The sequence below is a fragment of the Streptomyces sp. NPDC055254 genome (assembly GCF_053606025.1).
Genome location: NZ_JBSGQV010000032.1, coordinates 26,576 through 44,411, shown reverse-complemented (window position 1 = coordinate 44,411; position 17,836 = coordinate 26,576). Strand labels below are relative to the sequence as shown.

The 17,836-nt window shown below is 72.3% G+C and carries 14 protein-coding genes; 4 read left to right on the top strand and 10 right to left on the bottom strand.

All coding sequences use genetic code 11. The annotated features are described in order from the left end of the window. Positions 1-13: 13 nt before the first annotated feature. A complete protein-coding gene (locus tag ACWFQ8_RS25070; protein ID WP_453788516.1) occupies positions 14-1,516 on the bottom strand; it encodes an SCO1417 family MocR-like transcription factor in 1,503 nt (500 codons plus the stop codon). A gap of 187 nt (positions 1,517-1,703) precedes the next feature. Between ACWFQ8_RS25070 and ACWFQ8_RS25065 the strand changes: the two genes are divergently transcribed. The 3 genes from ACWFQ8_RS25065 (at position 1,704) to ACWFQ8_RS25055 (ending at position 4,664) form a co-directional block, all read left to right on the top strand. Continuing rightward, entirely contained in the window at positions 1,704-2,474 is a 771-nt protein-coding gene (locus ACWFQ8_RS25065) for a glycerophosphodiester phosphodiesterase (RefSeq protein ID WP_453788515.1), read from the top strand. A 66-nt stretch (positions 2,475-2,540) separates the two neighbouring features. Further along, a complete protein-coding gene (locus ACWFQ8_RS25060; RefSeq protein ID WP_453788514.1) occupies positions 2,541-3,977 on the top strand; it encodes an MFS transporter in 1,437 nt (478 codons plus the stop codon). Between the two features lie 312 nt (positions 3,978-4,289). Further along, a complete protein-coding gene (locus tag ACWFQ8_RS25055; protein WP_031146696.1) occupies positions 4,290-4,664 on the top strand; it encodes an RNA polymerase-binding protein RbpA in 375 nt (124 codons plus the stop codon). Positions 4,665-4,797: 133 nt separating this feature from the next. Here the strand turns inward: ACWFQ8_RS25055 and fxsA are convergent, their stop codons facing one another. The 4 genes from fxsA to ACWFQ8_RS25035 all read right to left on the bottom strand — a co-directional run bounded on the left by fxsA (position 4,798) and on the right by ACWFQ8_RS25035 (position 8,826). Beyond that, positions 4,798-5,376 (bottom strand): FxsA family membrane protein, encoded by a 579-nt coding sequence (gene fxsA / locus ACWFQ8_RS25050; protein ID WP_453788513.1) that lies wholly within the window; start codon positions 5,374-5,376, stop codon positions 4,798-4,800. Between the two features lie 119 nt (positions 5,377-5,495). Continuing rightward, positions 5,496-6,362: a polyprenol monophosphomannose synthase gene (locus ACWFQ8_RS25045; protein WP_453788512.1), complete on the bottom strand. Its 867-nt coding sequence runs from the start codon at positions 6,360-6,362 to the stop codon at positions 5,496-5,498. Positions 6,363-6,666: 304 nt separating this feature from the next. Continuing rightward, the gene (locus tag ACWFQ8_RS25040; protein WP_453788511.1) at positions 6,667-8,295 is read right to left on the bottom strand and encodes an amidohydrolase; all 1,629 of its coding nucleotides are present in this window, start codon (positions 8,293-8,295) and stop codon (positions 6,667-6,669) included. Between the two features lie 90 nt (positions 8,296-8,385). Beyond that, positions 8,386-8,826, bottom strand: coding sequence for an Lrp/AsnC family transcriptional regulator (locus ACWFQ8_RS25035; RefSeq protein ID WP_384544154.1), 441 nt, complete (start codon positions 8,824-8,826; stop codon positions 8,386-8,388). Positions 8,827-9,043: 217 nt separating this feature from the next. Here ACWFQ8_RS25035 and ACWFQ8_RS25030 point away from each other — a divergent pair, with 217 nt between their 5' ends. Further along, positions 9,044-9,502, top strand: coding sequence for a hypothetical protein (locus ACWFQ8_RS25030; protein WP_453788510.1), 459 nt, complete (start codon positions 9,044-9,046; stop codon positions 9,500-9,502). A gap of 200 nt (positions 9,503-9,702) precedes the next feature. Here ACWFQ8_RS25030 and ACWFQ8_RS25025 read toward each other — a convergent pair whose 3' ends face one another. The 5 genes from ACWFQ8_RS25025 to ACWFQ8_RS25005 form a co-directional block, all read right to left on the bottom strand. Then, positions 9,703-10,794 carry a phosphotransferase family protein gene (locus ACWFQ8_RS25025; protein ID WP_453788509.1) on the bottom strand — a complete coding sequence of 364 codons (1,092 nt, stop codon included), beginning with the start codon at positions 10,792-10,794 and terminating at the stop codon, positions 9,703-9,705. 76 nt (positions 10,795-10,870) lie between these two features. Further along, a complete protein-coding gene (locus tag ACWFQ8_RS25020; protein ID WP_453788508.1) occupies positions 10,871-12,004 on the bottom strand; it encodes a hypothetical protein in 1,134 nt (377 codons plus the stop codon). Positions 12,005-14,180: 2,176 nt separating this feature from the next. Next, positions 14,181-15,353 carry an acyl-CoA dehydrogenase family protein gene (locus ACWFQ8_RS25015; protein ID WP_453788507.1) on the bottom strand — a complete coding sequence of 391 codons (1,173 nt, stop codon included), beginning with the start codon at positions 15,351-15,353 and terminating at the stop codon, positions 14,181-14,183. A 147-nt stretch (positions 15,354-15,500) separates the two neighbouring features. Beyond that, entirely contained in the window at positions 15,501-16,235 is a 735-nt protein-coding gene (locus ACWFQ8_RS25010; protein ID WP_453788506.1) for a TetR/AcrR family transcriptional regulator, read from the bottom strand. Positions 16,236-16,388: 153 nt separating this feature from the next. Beyond that, entirely contained in the window at positions 16,389-17,165 is a 777-nt protein-coding gene (locus ACWFQ8_RS25005; RefSeq protein WP_453788505.1) for a class I SAM-dependent methyltransferase, read from the bottom strand. Positions 17,166-17,836 lie beyond the last annotated feature (671 nt).

Sequence of the window (17,836 nt, the reverse complement as noted above, 5' to 3'; positions counted from 1 at the left end):
GCCCGGGGCGCTCCTACGCGACGAACGTGCGAGGAGGCTCCGCGCCGCTGCCGCCCGCGCCGGTACCGACCAGATCGGCGGCGGCGGCCAGCCGGACGGCGGCCTCGTCCGCCACCGCACCGCCCACCGTGAACGGCAGCCGGACATAGCCCTCGAAGGCCCCGTCCACGCCGAACCGGGGGCCCGAGGGGACCCGTACGCCGACCCGCTCCCCCACTTCGGCCAGCCGGGAACCGGAGAGCCCGCCGGCGCGGGCCCACAGGGTCAGGCCGCCCCGGGGCACCTCGAACTCCCAGTCCGGCAGCTCCCGGCGCACTGCCGCCACCAGTGCGTCCCGGTTGTCCCGGGCCTGGTCGCGGCGGATTCCGACGGCCTCCTGCCAGCCCCCGGTGCGCATCAGCCAGTTCACCGCGAGCTGCTCCAGCACCGGGGTGCCGAGGTCCGCATAGGCGCGGGCGGCGACGAGACTGCGGATGACATCGGGCGCCGCCCGCACCCAGCCGATGCGCATGCCGGCCCAGAAGGCCTTGCTCGCGGACCCCACGGTGACGACCGTGCTGCCCGCCGGATCGAAGGAGCACACCGGCCGGGGCATGACCAGACCGGGCTCCAGACTCAGCTCCAGCATGGTCTCGTCGGCGACCAGGACGGTTCCGGCGGACCGGGCCGCCTCCACCATGGCGCGACGCTGCTCCTCCGAGGCCAGGGCGCCGGTGGGGTTGTGGAAGTCGGCGACCACGTACGCCAGGCGCGGGGCCGAGTCGCGCAGCACCTGCCGCCAGACGTCCATGTCCCAGCCGCGCAGTCCGTCGGCCATGGCCACGGGGACCAGGCGGACACCGGCGGCGCGCATCAGCTGCAGGATGTTGGCGTAGGAGGGGGACTCGACGGCGATCCGCTCCCCGCGTCCCGCGAAGAGGCTGCAGATGGCGTCGATCGCGCCCATCGCCCCGGTGGTGACCATGATCTGCTCGGGCATCGTGGGGATGCCCTGCTCGGTGTAGCGGTCGGCCAGCATCCGGCGCAGCGCGGGGAGGCCCGCCGGGTAGTCGCCGTGGGTGTGCGCGTACGGGGGCAGCTCCTCCAGGGCGCCCTGGACGGCCTTGGTGAGCCACGGTTCGGGCGCGGGGAGCGCCGCGCAGCCGAGGTCGATCATCGAGCCCCGGGACTCGGGGGGCAGTGGTTCCAGGCCCCGGGCGGGCAGCGGGTTCCCGGCCGGTACGGAGGTCCAGCTGCCGGCGCCCCGCCGGGACTCCAGGAACCCCTCCCCGCGCAGGGCCTCGTACGCCGCGGCGACGGTCGTGCGGCTGAGCGAGAGGGCGGCGGCGAGCTCGCGCTCGGCGGGCAGCCGGGCGGCGACGGGGACGCGGCCTTCGAGGACGAGGAGCCGGATGCCGTCGGCGAGGCCGCGGTACGCGGACGGCTTGCGGGCACCGGTCGCCGCGGCGCGGTCCTGCTGGGAGGTGATGAGCCGGGCGAGCTGCGCGGCACCGACCGCCGAGGTCCATTCGGCCATGGGGTCCGGTCCACCTTTGCGCGATTGGCCTCGGCCGGAGCGACCGGGGCCGGGATTGGATTGCTCTACGGCTGCCCAGGGTGTCACGGCGCGGTCCACCTCCACCAGCCCGGAGGCCGCGCCCGCCCGCCGGGCGCCGGGCGTCCTCCGGCTGCCGGGCGCCCTCCGGTCGGGAGATACTGCGGACGTGACACACGTACGCGTTCGCCACCCGTATCTGGACCACCCGGCTCCGATCCCCTTCGCGCACCGGGGAGGCGCCGCGGACGGGCTGGAGAACACCGTCGCCGCGTTCCGGCGGGCCGCCGAGGCGGGCTACCGGTACTTCGAGACCGATGTGCACGCCACTGCCGACGGGAAGCTGGTCGCCTTCCACGACTCCACCCTGGACCGGGTCACCGATGCCCGGGGCAGGATCGCCGAGCTGCCCTGGAGCCGGATCCGCGAGGCACGGGTCGCGGGCACCGAGCCCCTGGCGCTCTTCGAGGAGCTGCTGGAGGAGTTCCCCGACGCCCGCTGGAACATCGACGTCAAGGCCGAGGCGGCACTGCACCCGCTGGTCGACCTGATCGCGCGGACCGGGATCTGGGACCGGGTGTGCGTGGGCTCCTTCTCGGAGGGCCGGGTGGCCCGCGCCCAGAAGCTCGCCGGCCCCCGGCTGGCGACCTCGTACGGCGTGCGCGGCGTGGTGGGCCTGCGGCTGCGCTCGTACGCGATCCCGGCGGCGCTGCGGGTGGGCGCGGTGGCGGCCCAGGTTCCGGAGACGCAGGCGGGGATCCGCGTGGTCGACCGGCGGTTCGTGCACACCGCGCACCGGCGCGGGCTCCAGGTGCACGTGTGGACCGTGAACGAACCGGAACGCATGGAGGCTCTGCTCGACCTGGGTGTGGATGGCATCATGACCGACCGGATCGACATCTTGCGCACGGTTTTGGACCGACGCGGAGCCTGGGCCTGACGTGGCCGCACGGCCTCCGCCCGGACGGCGGCCGTGCGGTACGGGGACCAGCGAGGGGGGCACCAGGTGAGTGCGCGGGACAGCGGGACGTCCGACGACGCGGAACCCGGGGCGGCGGGCCGGACGGAGAGTGCGGCGGGCGCCGCGACCAAGGACGGCGGGGCCGCGGACGCGGCGGCGGCCTCGGCCGCCGCACGCAGACGCGAGCAGCACGGCTGGTACTTCTACGACTTCGCCTGCTCGGTCTACTCGACGAGCGTGCTCACCGTGTTCCTCGGGCCGTACCTGACGTCGGTCGCCAAGGCGGCGGCGGACGCCGAGGGCTACGTGCACCCGCTGGGCGTTCCCGTCCGGGCGGGGTCCTTCTTCGCGTACTCCGTCTCGGCCTCGGTGATCGTGGCCGTACTGATCATGCCGCTGGTCGGCGCCCTGGCCGACCGCAGCGGCCGCAAGAAGCCCCTGCTCGCGGTGGCGGCGTACACCGGCGCGGCGGCCGCGGCCGGGATGTTCTTCCTCGACGGCGACCGCTACCTGCTGGGCGGCCTGCTGCTGGTCCTGGCGAACGCCTCGCTCGCGGTCTCGATGGTGCTCTACAACGCCTTCCTCCCGCAGATCGCCACCCCGGACGAACGCGACACCGTCTCCTCCCGGGGCTGGGCCTTCGGCTACACCTCGGGCGCCTTCGTCCTCCTGCTGAACCTGGTGCTGTACCAGGGGCACGACTCCTTCGGCCTGACGGAGGGCGAGGCGGTGCGGATCTGCCTGGCCTCGGCGGGCGTGTGGTGGGGCGCCTTCGCGCTGATCCCGCTGCGCCGGCTGCGGGACCGGGCCGTGGTCCGCGAGGCGGGGGCGGGTCCGGCCGTCAGCGGCTGGAAGCAGCTCGTCGCGACCCTGAAGGACATGCGGCGGTACCCGCTGACCCTGTCGTTCCTGCTCGCGTACCTGATCTACAACGACGGCGTGCAGACGGTGATCTCCCAGGCGTCGGTGTACGGCTCCGAGGAACTGGAGCTGGAGCAGTCCACGCTGATCGTCGCGGTGCTGCTGGTGCAGGTGCTCGCGGTGGCCGGGGCGCTGGGCATGGGCAGGCTGGCGCGCGTGTACGGCGCCAAGCGGACCATTCTGGGCTCGCTGGCCGCGTGGGCCGTCACGCTCGCGGCCGGATACTTCCTTCCCGCGCGGACTCCGATGTGGTTCTTCGCGCTCGCCGCGATGATCGGACTGGTGCTGGGCGGCAGCCAGGCACTGTCGCGCTCGCTGTTCTCGCACCTGGTGCCGGCGGGCAAGGAGGCCGAGTACTTCTCCGCGTACGAGATGAGCGATCGCGGGCTGAGCTGGGTCGGGCCGCTCGTGTTCGGCCTGACGTACCAGGTCACCGGCAGCTACCGGGACGCGATCATCTCGTTGGTGGTCTTCTTCGCACTGGGTTTCGTGCTGCTGGCGCGAGTGCCGGTGCGGCGCGCCGTGGCGGCGGCAGGGAATCCTGTACCCGAACGGATCTGAGCACGATCCACGAGCACTTCCGGCCGGATGCGCGAACGAATTCCGAACGAATTTAGACGTTGAAGCAAAGGGCCGGTAGTATACGCCTTTGGCCTGCCAGGCGGACCGTTACTGCGCGCTCAAGAAGTGTAGACGTTGGGTGACATCTGCTGCCAGATGTGACAAAACGGGCATTGGTGGGTACAACAAGGGGCGGCACGACGGGCGACGCACGACCCGGAGCGGGAATCTATACCGCCGACCGGACGTTGACCGGATGACGACGACAGCGACACCTGTCCTGTGGGCGACAAAGCCCGGGAGGCACGATTCATGAGTGAGCGAGCTCTCCGCGGTACGCGCCTCGTGGTTACCAGCTACGAGACGGACCGCGGCATCGATCTGGCCCCGCGCCAGGCGGTGGAGTACGCATGCCAGAACGGACATCGATTTGAGATGCCGTTCTCGGTTGAGGCAGACATTCCGCCGGAGTGGGAGTGCAAGGCGTGCGGCGCCATGGCACTCCTGGTGGACGGGGACGGACCCGAAGAGAAGAAGGGCAAGCCCGCGCGAACGCACTGGGACATGCTCATGGAGCGACGCACCCGCGAGGAGCTGGAGGAAGTGCTGGCCGAGAGGCTGGCGGTCCTTCGTTCCGGCGCCATGAACATTGCCGTGCATCCGCGGGACAGCCGCAAGTCCGCCTGACAGCCGGACGAAGAACGAAGCCGAGGGGCCCCGCCACACCGTGGCGGGGCCCCTCGGCTTTCGTGTCCGCAGCGGGAGGGCGCGGACGCACGGATGCCGCCCCCGGCAGCCGAGGGCGGCATCGGTCGACGCGCTACGGGGTGAGCGGCGGGCGGTGGCCCGCCTGCGGGCCGGACGCTCCGCCCGGCCGCTCCTCACGGATGACCTCGCCCGGAACGACCTTGCCGTCGGGGTAGCGGATACGGGCCTGCTGGAAGGCGTCGCCGAAGGTGCCGGCGGAGGCCGAGGCCATCTTGCGCTCCAGCGAGCGCGCCGCGCGGCGACCGATCCGTGCCCGGACCGGCGGGAGCAGGACGAGGAGCCCCGCCACGTCGGAGAGCAGCCCCGGCAGGATCAGCAGGAGACCGGCCAGCATGGTGAGGCCGTTGCCCTGGCCGGGCGGGGTGGCGGCGGGCTGCTGCCCCTGCTGCGCCTGCTGGAAGGTGTCCGCCAGGTTCTTGAAGGCACGCCGCCCGGCACGCTTGACGACCACCACGCCGAGGATCATCCCGCCCGCGAGCAGCGCGGCGACGCCCAGGCCGCCGACCGCTCCGGCGACCAGGCCGAGCAGCCAGATCTCCAGGATCAGCCAGGCGGCGAGCGCCAGGGGGATGAACGTACGGGCGGGCGTGCGCCGCCGGGGGGCCGTCGAAGTGGGAACGCCGGTCGTCATACCCCCAGTGTGCCCGGTCCGGCGTAAGGAAGGCCTCAGCCGGAGGTACCGGCCGCCCCCTAGGGGACCCGAGGGGGCGAGGGCGCCGGCATCCGCCGGAGACGGCCGGGGCGATGCACCTAGCCCTTGGCCGTGCCCTCGCCCGTGCCCTTGGCCTCGCCCGTGCCCTCGCCCGTGCCCTTGGCCCTGCCCTCGTCCGTGGCCTTGACCCGGTCGTGGCCGGTGACCTTGCCCGCCAGTTTGGCGGCCTGGGCCTTGAGGCCCCACTGGGTGACCCGCCACAGGGCCTCCACCACGATGTCCTTGCTCATCTTGCTGTCGCCGAACTCGCGCTCGACGAACGTGATCGGAACCTCGACGACGCGGAAGCCCTTCTGCACGGCCCGGCGGGCCAGGTCGACCTGGAAGCAGTAGCCCGCGGAGGCCACCTCCGCCAGGCCCAGCCCCTCCAGGGTCTCGCGGCGGAAGGCCCGGTAGCCGCCCGTCACGTCCCGGATCGGGACGTCCAGCATCAGCCGGGAGTACGTGGAGCCGCCGCGCGAGAGGATCTCCCGGCTCTTCGGCCAGTTCACCACGCGGCCGCCCGGCACCCAGCGGGAGCCCAGCACCAGGTCGGCGCCGGCCAGCGCGGTCAGCAGGCGGGGCAGCTCCTCCGGCTGGTGCGAGCCGTCGGCGTCCATCTCCACGATCACCCCGTAGCCGCCCTCCAGACCCCAGACGAAGCCCGCCAGGTAGGCGGCGCCGAGGCCCTCCTTGCCCTTGCGGTGCAGGACGTGCACGTGGTCGTCGCCGGCCGCCAGCTCGTCCGCGAGCTTGCCGGTGCCGTCGGGGCTGTTGTCGTCCGCGACCAGGATGTGCGCCTCGGGGACCGCCGCCCGCACACGGCCGACGATCAGCCCGATGTTCTCCGCCTCGTTGTAGGTCGGAATGATCACCAAGGCCGTACCGAGCGGCCCGTAGGTCCGCTGTCCGCCGCCGTCACTCACTGAGACCCCTTTTGTGCTCTTGCACGTCCTGTACGTCTTGTCGCAGAGGATGACTTTAGAACAGTGATCGGGGCCCGCGGTCCTTCGGGCCGGTCGGACGCCCGCTGGCTGCGGGCCGCCGTGACCGTTGTCTACTGGACCGCCGGACCCCGATCCGGGGCCACCCGCCGCCCGGCGAAACCTTCCCTCGCCCCCGAGGCGCGGGTGCGCTGAGCAGACGGATCCGTCGGCGCGGACGTCCTGTGGTGGACCCGGCCGAACCTATCCGGGTCCGGCCGCCCACACCGAACCGAGGCCCACCGGATCACCCCTGTGGGCGTACGAATACCTCCCGCCCGCCGACCACGGTGGACAGGCACACGGGCAGTTCCGCCCCGGGAGTCAGGTCGGGCAGCCCGGGGGTGCCCGAACGGGGGTCGGTGGACCAGCGGGCGACCCGGTCGTCCGGGGCCTGGACCACCAGTTCCGAGGTGCGCCACACCGCGTAGTCGGCGGGCGCGCCCGGCACCAGCACGCCCGCGTCGTCGCGGCCCAACGCCCGCCAGCCGCCCCGGGTGTGGGCGGTGAACGCGGCCCGTACGGAGATCCGGTGCTCGGGGGTGCGGTGGAAGGCCGCCGCCCGGACCGTGCCCCAGGGGTCGAGGGGGGTGACCGGCGCGTCCGAGCCGAAGGCCAGCGGCACGCCCGCCCTGAGCATGGATGCGTACGGGTTCAGGGTGCGGGCGCGCTCGGCTCCGAGCCGGTCCGCGTACATCCCCTCATCCCCTCCCCAGGCCGCGTCGAAGGCGGGCTGGACCGACGCCGTGAGGCCGAGCTCCGCGAAAGCGGCGATCGTCCCCGGGGTCATCATCTCGGCGTGCTCGACCCGGTGCCGGGCGGCGCGCACGCGGCCGAGACCGACCTTCTCGGCCGCCGCCCGGACGCCCTCGACCACGGCGCCGATCGCGGCGTCCCCGATGGCGTGGAAGCCGGCCTGCAGCCCCGCCTCGGTACAGGCGGCCACGTGCTCGGCGACGGCCCGCGCGTCGAGGTAGCCCGTACCCGCGTGGGGGGCGTCGGCGTACGGGGCGTGCAGGCAGGCCGTGTGGGAGCCCAGGGCGCCGTCGACGAACAGGTCCCCGGCGGCCCCGACGGCCCCCAGCGCCGCGGCCAGGTCGAGGTCGCGGTCGGCCCAGTACCCGAAGACGCGCGGTCCCGGGTGCCGGCCGGCCAGGTCCAGCAGGGCGGAGAAGTCCTCCGCGGAGGAGATGTGGGGACCGCCGCACTCGTGCAGGGATCCGATGCCGAGGGAGGCGGCCCGCTCCAGAGCGGCCCGCTGGGCCTCGTCGCGCTGCGCGGGCGTGACGGCGGCGAGGGCCGCGGCGCGGACGCAGTGGTGGTCGTCCCGGGTCAGCGGCTCGTCACCGCGCGGGGTCACGCCGGGGACGAGGTCGAGCAGCGCCGTGGTCACCACCGCCGAGTGCACGTCGATGCGGCTCAGGTAGAGCGGACGGCCGCCGGCGGCCTCGTCGAGCTCCGACCGGCGGGGCGCACGGCGCTCGGGCCAGCGCGCGGCGTCCCAGCCGTGCCCGAGGAGCACGCGGTCGGCGGGGCGCCGCGCGGCGTACTCCCGTACGAGTTCCAGCGCGGCCGGGAGCGACCGGGCGCCGGTGAGGTCCAGCCCGGTGAGGGCGAGGCCGGCGGAGGTGGTGTGGACGTGGGCGTCCGTGAAGGCGGGCGTGACGAGCGCGCCGTCGAGATCGACGACCTCGTCCACGCCCTGCGCGAAGGCATCGGCCGCGCCCTCGGAGCCGACCCAGGCGATGCGGCCGCGTTCGACCACCATCGCGGTGGCGAAGGGGTCGGCGGGGCTGTGTACTTCGCCCCGGCGCAGGAGGACGGTCCGGGCCGGTGCTACGGCTGCGTCGGGGGAGGTGGCGGTGCGGTCAGTCATGCGGACCAGTCTCCCGCGTCCCGCTCCCCCGTCCGACCGCCGGGTCCCGCGGGTCGTCTTCGAGGCAGCCCCGGCCGTTGCGCCCGACCGTCACACCCGGGGCGGGCGGGCCTCGTAGGGGGTGGAGAGGACCACCGTCGTACGCGTCGAGACATGCGCGAGCGCGCGGAGGCGGCCCAGGAGGTCCTCCAGTTCCAGCGGAGTCGCGACCCGGACCTTGAGGATGTAGTTCTCGTCGCCCGCGACGCTGTGGCAGGCCTCGATCTCGGGGACGCCGGCCAGCCGCACGGCGATGTCGTCCGGCGCGCTCGGGTCGAACGGTTTGACCGAGATGAACGCCGTCAACGGCAGGCCCACGGCTTCCGGGTCGACCACGGCCGCGTAGCCGCGGATCACGCCGCGCTGCTCCAGGCGTCGTACTCGCTGGTGGACCGCCGACGTGGACAGCCCCGTGGCCTTGCCCAGGTCCGTGTAGCTCATCCGCCCGTCCCGCACGAGCAGATCCACGATCTGGCGGTCCAGCTCCTCCATTGCGCTCATAGCCGCTCAACCTAAGGCCCAAGGGCACTCCAGGCCCAGTGCTGTCCGCCCACTGGAGGCATCTGCGCCGGGCATGTGACCAAGGCCACAGGGGTGTGCGGGCGTAGGCCGGTCGGTTGTGGTTACTCGTGCCGCGCGGCGGGAAGTGCTTGCTGTGGCCGTGGTCGAAGAACCTGCCCGACCGGCCCACCCGAGGGGGAGTACATCCATGCCGAACACCAAGCGCGCCGGTCGCACCGAACCGGAGCCCCTGGAACTGCTCGAAGGCGACTACGCCGACGACGCGGACTACCTCGAAGAACTCGCGGAGTCCGAGGGATTCGACATCCACCACGCGATCTGCCCCGACTGCGGCCAGTCGATCGCCCTCGTCGCGGACGAGGAGTACCTGCCGCAGCACGCGCTCTGCCTGACCCCGTGGAACCCCTTCGGGCTCACGGTGTGCGCGGGCACCGGGCGACCCGCCACCGACGCGCTGCCCACCGTCGGGGGGCTGCAGCCGGAGGGGGCCCAGGACCTGGAGCCGGTCGTGCACCTGACCCTGCCCCAGGGGCTGGACTGGCGGACGCAGCCGTTCTCGCACGTCGGCGGTCCGGGCTCGCGCCCGGTCCACATGGTGCGCCCCGCCGTCCCGCAGACCCGGCAGCAGCACGCCCAGGCGGCCTGAGGCCTGAGGGAGCCCGGCCGCCGAGGCCCGGGCGGGGGCCCGGAGCCCGGGGTTCCGTCCCCGCTGGCTCCGGGCCCCCGCTGTGTCCTAGCCGCTCGGGCCGACGGCGGCCCGGCGCCCGGGCATTGGCGCCCGGGGTCCTGGCGCCAGCCCGTGATCCTTGCCGCGCGTGGTCCTGCCCGTATATGTACGGGGGGCACTTACCAGTACGTGCCTCGGACCATGGCGTCCAGGCCGGCGCGGTGCATGATCAGAGCGTCGGGATCGGCCGGGACCTCCACCTCGCCGAAGTGCGCCTGCCGGTAGGCGATGCGCAGCATCACGATCCCGTGCCGCAGGGCGGCGTAGAGCGTGTGGAACTCCATGTGCCGAGGTGTGTGTCCGGTGAGCTCGGCGTACCGGCGCTCCAGGTCGTCGCGGCGCAGGAAGTCCGGCAGTCCGGGCTGTCCGAAGCCGACCGTGAGGTCCTGGAAGAACCGGTGCAGGTACACCGTCCAGCCGAGGTCCACCTCGCGCGGGGCGTACGCCGCCATCTCCCAGTCCAGGACGGCCACCGGCGTGAAGCCGTCGTAGACGACGTTGCCGATGCGGGCGTCACCCCAGTTCAGGACCGCTTCTCCCTCGTCCTCGGGCCACAGCTCCTCCAGGCGGGCGAAGGCCCTCTCGATGAGCGGGGACGGGGCGAGTCCGGCCACCACCCACGCGTAGTAGGCGCGTTGGGCCTCCACGTGCCGGCGCAGCGGGGTGCCCTCACCCTCGGGGAGCAGGAACTCGGCCTCCTTGCCCGGGAACTGGTCGTGCAGGCGGGCCAACAGCGAGATGCTCGCCTCCTGGAGGCCGGCGCGCTCGGCGTCGGTCGCGGCGTGCAGCCAGTTGCCCTCGTAGGTGTAGGGCATGACATCGGGCGGCACCCGCCCCTCGGCCCGGGCCATCACGAAGAACGGCGCACCCAGCGGGCCGGGGTCCTCCTCCAGCCACTGCACGCGCGGGACGGGCAGGTCCGTGTGCGCGGCGACCAGGCTCATCACCCGGTGCTGGCGCGGCATGTCGTAGACGGGGAAGACGGTGTAGGCGTCCGGGTCGGCCGCGAGGCGCAGCGCGCAGGCACGGAGGGGGGTGTCGGGGTGGTCCACGTCGAAGAGGAGCGTCTCGCTGGACATGCCGTTGGAGGCGGGGACGGAGACGTTGGTGACCCGCGCACCGGGGAGCCTGGTGTCCAACCAGGCGGTGAGGAGCCGACCGAGCTCCTCCGGCTCACGGGTGGAGGTGCGGGGACGTGGTGCCGTTGCCATGGGTACCCCTCTTCTGCTGGGTGGGATCGCGGGAGTCGCCGGGCCCTTGTCGGACCGTCCGGGACCGCTTCTCGGACTACTGGGCCACGGAGGAGTAGTCGGTGAAGCCGCTCGGATCGTGCCGTCCGAAGCTGCCGTGCTCGAAGATGCCGTGCCCGGTCCGCCCGTCGAGGGTGAAGCGCGCCGAGTGGTCCGTGACCCCGAAGGCCGCCATGGGGTGGGCTCCGGGGTCGGCGAGGTCGTAGACCCGCCGGTCGCTCCATCCCCGGCCCTGCCAACTGCCGTGCTGCCAGTCGGCGGCGGGCGGATAGCCCGCGCCGACGGCGAGCGGGGAGGAGTTCAGGATCTCCACGCCCAGTTCGAGCGGCTTGCGGGCGGGGTCGGTCAGGTGGACGACGGCGCTCTCGGGGTGCCTGCTGCCCGGCCGGTAGCGGATCTCGGTGTGCGGCCAGCCGAGTTGCACGTCATGGCGGCCGCTGCTCTCCGGGAAGACCTGCACGGCCTCGCTGAGCGTGCGGTGCCCGTCGGCGTCCTCCTGGGCGATCACCATCAGGAAGCGGTCCTCGAAGCGGACGGGTATCCAGAGCCAGTGGAAGCCCTCGGGACGGTACTCCTCAGCCGCGCGGCCACCCTCCTCCCCCGGTATCGGCCGCACACCCCAACTGCGGTCACGGGTACCGGTCCACTCCCCCGGCGTCGGGGTGAACTCCTCGCCCCGCGCCCGGATGGTGCCGGTGACGCTGCCGGCCTGCACGAAGCGGCGCCCCTCCAGCATGAGCCGGTCACCGCGCCGCTGGACGTGGTGCGGTTCCCAGACGGCGGGGAACTCGGCGGTCCAGGTGACCTCGTACGAGAGCCCCTGCGGGTCGTCCGGATCGGCCGCGCAGCGCAGGGTCAGCTGCTTGAGCGGGACGTCGACGGTGATGGAGAGGGGGCCGACGGAGAGGTCCATCCGGTCGTCGCCGAGGGCGTCCGAGGCGCGGACCGCGAGGAGTTCGTCGCCGAGGCGCAGGGTGGCGTAGGCGTCGATGACCCCGGCGTTGGGATAGACCCCGAGCCCGAGGATGAGGACGGCCCGTCCGGCGTGGTCGAAGACGTGGAAGATGCAGCGGTCGTAGGCGTTCCGGTCGCCGCTGATGAGGTGCTTCATCGACAGGGGGGCCTGATGGATCGGGTACTCGTCCAGAGCGACGGGCCGGTCGGCGGACATGGCGGACCTCCTGGGGCGGGTGGGCTGGGTCGGGGCAGGGTGAGCGCGGTAGGGGTGCGGTAGAGGTGAGCCCGGGAATGGGTGCGGGCGCGGGCGCCGAACAGATATGACGGTACGTCAGAATATGCTGCACGGACCAGGGTTGTGGCACGTACTGACACACAGGCACGCTGCGCCGGGCGATGTCCGCCTCGGCGCACGACCGGCACGCGGAACGCCACTGGCCCAAGGTGCGCGATCAGCGCCGGCACACCCCAGCGCGCCGGAAGCCACCCCGGGCGGAGTGCGGGTGCGGGTGCGGGTGCGGGGTGACGGCAGAGACACCGCCGTGTCCCGCGGCACGCGCGCACCGGTCCTGGGGGCGGACCGACATGACCGTGCCCCGCCGAGAAGGAGCAGCGGGGCCACCCTCGGCAAGCCCGGCCCGGCCACGAAGGGCGACCGGGGCCACCTGCCGGGCGAAAGGACGCCAGCACGCACGCCATGTCGACCAGGAACCCTTCCGGAACCAAGGGCGCGTCAGATCGCTACACCCTCCTCACCTCTCAGCGTCCGACGAACGTCTGGGGCCTGGACATGGCCGCCCCAATTCGCCAAGCGCTTCTGCGTGAACGGGCCCGCCCCCGTCCGTCGGAATGCAGAGGCGAACCTGCGACAGCCCGGTACTCGCGAACACTTCCTGGCTTTTCCCGCATCGCCGGCACCCTCATCTGCCGCCGGAGACAGGTCAGATGAGACGACACCCGAGACGGACTGTCCAGAAACAAGCTCATCGCTCACCGTGCGAACCATTCTCAACATGCCGCTCCGTTTGGGGAGTGCTGTACTGGAAGGGCCAAGGGACCACAACAGAAAGGGTGGTTGAGATGGCAACGACTAACTTGATTTTCGGTGGAGAATGGACTGGCACGCTGGCACCAGGCGCCTCACTGAACTGCTCGTCCGGCCGCCTGGCAACGGCTGGAGTCGATGCCGCATTGTCCGTCCTTACCCAAGCCAGACGGACGAGTGCTTCTGCCGTGTACTCCGTCGCTTCGAAGGACGTCAGGATCGTGACATCTGCGGACGGGATGAACTTGAATTGGGTGACGGCCAATGCCCACACCTCGACCATTACCACCCTGCGATTCACGTACTGCGTGACTCTATAGCACAGAGGAGTTCGGCGATGAGGCTGTTTGCCGTACACGATGAGGTCGGGCACATCGACCAAGTTGTTCGATGTCCGTCAGATGCACCCATCCTGATCGTAACCCCCCCGACGGGGTACTTCTATACGGAATGCGAACCACCGGCGGACTTCGCCGAGGACGGGGACCTCGGCGAGATCGTCCAGGCATACCGTGTTGACGTGTCGCGCGCCAAGGCAGCACTGGTGCAGCGCACGGACTCGGACTAGAAGCCGCCCTCCATTCAAGACGCCGGCCAGGCCCGGTCATTCATAGGACCGGGACCGGGGCTCCGGGTGGTGCCGTAATGGTCGAGCGCCATGACGGCTTACCGACTTCGCCCGTAATTGGAGCCCCGCGCCGAGTCGACCGCCGATGGGGATACGACTACGCCTCCCACACGGAGAGACGATGAGACTGACGGGAGACCCCCAAACCCCTTTCCCTACGGTCCCGCTCAGGTCCGGTCCCTTCGCCACCGACCCGCCCTCACATCCCCCGCCACACCCCGGTCACCGCACCGCCGCCCGCCCACCCCCGCGTACCCCTCGAACGGAAACCCGGCACTCCCAGGCGGTTACCCGTCGGCGCGGTGTCGCGTTGCCCCTGCATGACCACGGTTGAGACTTCCACGCCACGGGCAGGTCGCCGGCGGCGGCCGATGGCGCCCGGATACGAAGAATCGGTTCAGCAGGGGGCCCGGCCGCGGCATCCCGATCCGCCCATCTACAGCGCCCTGATCGCGCGCTGGACCGAGGACGGCCGGACCGTGCCCGGGCGGCGCGATCCGGAGTGGTCCCGAGTCGCCTCGTCCCCGATCTGGCCGAACGGTCCGCTCTTCGGGAGCTGACCGCCGGCCGACCCGCCGGCCTCCGGCTGCCCGCACCGACTTCGTCGGCTCCGGGCGGGCGCATGCGCAGGCTCCCTCGCCCCGGCATGCCGTCGATGCCGGCGGCTACCAGCATGCGTCCGCCGCTGCCGGCCGGCACCCGCGCTGCCGGCAGGCGTCAGCGGGTTTCCGGGCCTGCCAGGTGGCGGGCGATGACCATGCGCTGGATCTGGTTGGTGCCCTCCACGATCTGGAGCACCTTCGCCTCCCGCATGAGCCGCTCGACCGGGAAGTCCGCCGTGTAGCCGTAGCCGCCCAGGACCTGGACCGCGTCCGTGGTGACGGCCATCGCCGCGTCGGTGCAGAAGAGCTTGGCCATCGCCGCCTGGCGGGAGAACGGCTTGCCCGCGTCCCGCAGCCGGGCCGCCGCGAGGTACAGCGCGCGCCCCGCCTCGATCTTGGTGGCCATGTCGGCCAGCATGAAGCGCAGTCCCTGGAAGTCCGCGATCGGGTGCCCGAACTGCTTGCGGTCCAGTGCGTACACCAGGGCCTCGTCCAGCGCGGCCTGGGCGACGCCGATGGCGCAGGCGGCGATGCCCAGGCGGCCGGCGTCGAGCGCCGCCAGGGCGATGGTGAAGCCCTGCCCCTCCTGGCCGATGCGGCGCGCGTCCGGCACCCGTACGCCGTCGAAGTGCAGCTGGGCGGTGGGCGAGCCCTTCATGCCCATCTTCTTCTCGGGCACGGCGGCGGTCAGGCCCTCGGCGTCCCCGGGGACCAGGAAGGCCGTGATGCCCTTGGGGCCCTCGGCTCCGGTGCGGGCGAGGACGGTGTAGAAGTCGGCGACTCCGCCGTGGGTGATCCAGGCCTTGGTGCCGGTGATGATCCAGTCGTCGCCGTCGCGCACCGCCTTGGTGGAGAGCGAGGCGGCGTCGGAGCCGGCGGCCGGCTCGGAGAGGCAGTAGGCGCCCAGCAGGCCACCGCCGAGCATCGCCGGGAGGTGGGCCCCCTGCTGCTCCTTGGTGCCGTAGCCGGCGAGGCCGTGGCAGGCGAGGGAGTGCACGCTGACGCCGAGCCCGACCGTCAGGCGGGCCGCGGCCAGCTCTTCCAGGACCTGGAGGTAGACCTCGTACGGCTGCTCGCCGCCGCCGGACTCCCCGTCGTACGGCAGACCCAGCAGGCCGGCCTCGGAGAGCAGGGTGAAGACCTCGCGGGGGAACCGGCCGGACTCCTCCTCCTCGGCGGCCCGGGGGCGGATCTCCCGCTGGGCGATCTCGCGTACGAGTGCGAGGAGGTCCCGGGACTCCTCGGTGGGCAGCTGACGGTCCACCGGCTGCGGGGCGCGTTCGGTCATGGCGGCGCTCTCCTCCCTGGTCGGGCACGGCGGCGACGCGCGAGGTGTGGGACGCGCCGCCGGGTCTCGGTGCTCTCACAGCCGATGGTGCCCTCCCGGATCACGGAAGGTGCTGTTCAGCGGCTGCGGCGGGTTGAGTATGCCCGATCAGGGGCTTCCCGTCACCGGTGCAAGATCGTTCCGCTGGCCGTCCCTCTCCCCGTCCACCGACGGAGCAGGACATTGCGGGGCGAACTCCTCGATCACCGCGAGGGTCGCCCGCAGCTGGCGGACGAGCAGGGCTCCCAGTTCCACGCGCCGGGGCCGACCCGCCCCGGCCGTGGCCGCGCCGCCCGTACGCATCCTGTCCGCGCCGGACCCGCCCACCCCGCCGATCCACTCCAGCGTGATCCCCTCGACCGCCGAGAGCCAGCCCACCAGTGCGAGCCGGGCGATCGGCGGGACGGAGCGGGTGCCGTAGGCACCCTCGGCGATGGTGGCGACCAGCTCCTCCCGGACGCCGTCGCGGATCGCGAGCACCTCGGCGTCGGAGCCGACACCGCCGGTGACGATCGTGCGGTACGCGGCCTGGTGGTGCTCGGCGTACCGGAGGTAGCCGTCGACGGTGCGGCGGACCCGCTCGGCGTTGGGGAGGTCGGTGTCCCCGCCGGCGCGGGCGACGAGCTCGGTCACGGAGTCCTCGACGATGGCGAGGTAGTAGCCGCGCTTGCTCTTGAAGTAGTAGTAGATCAGGCCCTTGGCCACGCCGGCGTGCTTGGCGATGTCGTCCATGTTGAGGGCGTCGTACGAGGTGCCGGCGAACAACTTGCGGCCGATCGCTATGAGTTCGGCCCGGCGGACTTGCGAACGGCCGGTCGTTCCGCGTTGTTGACTATTATTCAAATTCGGCCCCAGCCTCGAACTGCCACAGGATGCCCGCAGTATGGCAGACCCACCCTGTCCGCTACCGGTGACCGTTTGCACGTGCCGCCTCCTGATCCCGGCGGACGTCCGTGCCCGCGGACGTCCGTGCCCGCGAATGCCCCCCGGTGCGGGTCAGCCGACGGTGACGCGGAGCTTCGACTGGCCGTGGCCGAACCGCTCCCAGTCGTCCATGAAGCGGGCGGTGAGGCCGTGCTTCGCGGCGAGGTCCACCAGGGTCCGGGTGCGGTAGTAGAAGTCCTCGCGCAGGACCTGGTGTTCGGCGCCCTCGGTGCGGTCGAAGGTGAAGTCGAACCAGCCGCCGGGGGCCAGGACCCGTTCCACGTGCGCCAGGCACTCGTCGATGATCTCGATCGGCGAGTGGGAGAAGACGCTGTGGGCGTGCACCACGTCGAAGTGGTGCTCGGGGAGGAAGTCCAGGGTCAGGTCGCGGGTGATCGTCAGGTGCGGCAGCTTCGCCTGGAGACCCTTGCGGGTCAGGGTCTCCTTGGCGGAGATCAGGATGTCGGGCGAGATGTCGATGCCGTAGTAGTGCCCGGTGTCGAGGTGCTCGATGAAGCGCCAGCCGGCCCGCAGGTTGCCGCAGCCGATGTCGAGCATCCGGTGGCGCGCGGTGAGGCCGTGTTCCACGAGGTAGTCGAACTGCATCTTGCCGAGGGCCAGCCAGCGGTCGTGGCTCCGGCTGCCGACGGCGGCCTCCGGATTGCGGCCGGTGTCGGACGCCATGACGGCGCGGTAGTAGGCCACGTGGTCGGGGTGCTTGCGGCTGAGCCAGGCGTCGCGGGCAGCGCGGCGCACGTACGGGGCGATGCGGGTGGGGTTGCTCAGGGCGTAGCGGACCTTGTGCGTGACGCTGGTGCGGTCGGCGTGCAGGTTCTTCTTCGTGGCCATCGGGTTCCCCTGGGGTGGTGGGCGGGACGTGGTCGGACGCGGGCCGCGGCAGCGGCGGCGGTGTCGGCGGCGGTGTCCGGGCAACGGCGGCGCCGTCGGGGCCCCCGGTGGCGGAGCCGGCGGACGGTCCGGGGGAGGCCCCGGCGGCGGGTCCGGTCGCGTTGTGAACGGGGACGTCGTGCCAGTAGAGGCCGTAGAGGGTGTTCGATGCGTGCTCCCACCACCGGGCCATGAGGGCGGCGACAACGGTCCGTCGTGCGCAGTGCCGCGGTGACGGTCCGGTGACTCACGTGGATTCCTCTCGGTCGGGGGCCCCGGTGGTGTTCCGGGCCCGGCGTAGCTCTGGTCCACGACGGCGGCGATGAGCGCGGTGACGTCCTCGCGTTTCGGTCCAGCCTCGCGCGCCTGTGCCATCCAGGCAGCCAGGGCGAGGCCCAAGGGTGAATCCGCAACGGCCGCGGGGCGCGAGAGCGAGCGCCGTACGAAGGTGCCGGCGCCGGGGCGGGGCCCCACGAGTCCCTTGTGCTGGAGCTCCCGGGTAGGCCTTCAGCACCCTCCACCTCATTCCACTTGCTGGTGAGTGAAATGGTGCAAAGGTGATCCACTTCCGTCGACCCGACGGGCCCGGACACGCGAAAACGCCCGCCACGGCCGGCGTGACGGGCGTACGG

Bases quoted from the DNA above. Each gene is read 5' to 3' on its own strand.
- ACWFQ8_RS25070 (WP_453788516.1), bottom strand. From the start codon at position 1,516: ATGGCCGAATGGACCTCGGCGGTCGGTGCCGCGCAGCTCGCCCGGCTC.
- ACWFQ8_RS25055 (WP_031146696.1), top strand. From the start codon at position 4,290: ATGAGTGAGCGAGCTCTCCGCGGTACGCGCCTCGTGGTTACCAGCTAC.
- fxsA (WP_453788513.1), bottom strand. From the start codon at position 5,376: ATGACGACCGGCGTTCCCACTTCGACGGCCCCCCGGCGGCGCACGCCC.
- ACWFQ8_RS25040 (WP_453788511.1), bottom strand. From the start codon at position 8,295: ATGACTGACCGCACCGCCACCTCCCCCGACGCAGCCGTAGCACCGGCC.
- ACWFQ8_RS25035 (WP_384544154.1), bottom strand. From the start codon at position 8,826: ATGGAGGAGCTGGACCGCCAGATCGTGGATCTGCTCGTGCGGGACGGG.
- ACWFQ8_RS25030 (WP_453788510.1), top strand. From the start codon at position 9,044: ATGCCGAACACCAAGCGCGCCGGTCGCACCGAACCGGAGCCCCTGGAA.
- ACWFQ8_RS25025 (WP_453788509.1), bottom strand. From the start codon at position 10,794: ATGGCAACGGCACCACGTCCCCGCACCTCCACCCGTGAGCCGGAGGAG.
- ACWFQ8_RS25020 (WP_453788508.1), bottom strand. From the start codon at position 12,004: ATGTCCGCCGACCGGCCCGTCGCTCTGGACGAGTACCCGATCCATCAG.
- ACWFQ8_RS25015 (WP_453788507.1), bottom strand. From the start codon at position 15,353: ATGACCGAACGCGCCCCGCAGCCGGTGGACCGTCAGCTGCCCACCGAG.
- ACWFQ8_RS25005 (WP_453788505.1), bottom strand. From the start codon at position 17,165: ATGGCCACGAAGAAGAACCTGCACGCCGACCGCACCAGCGTCACGCAC.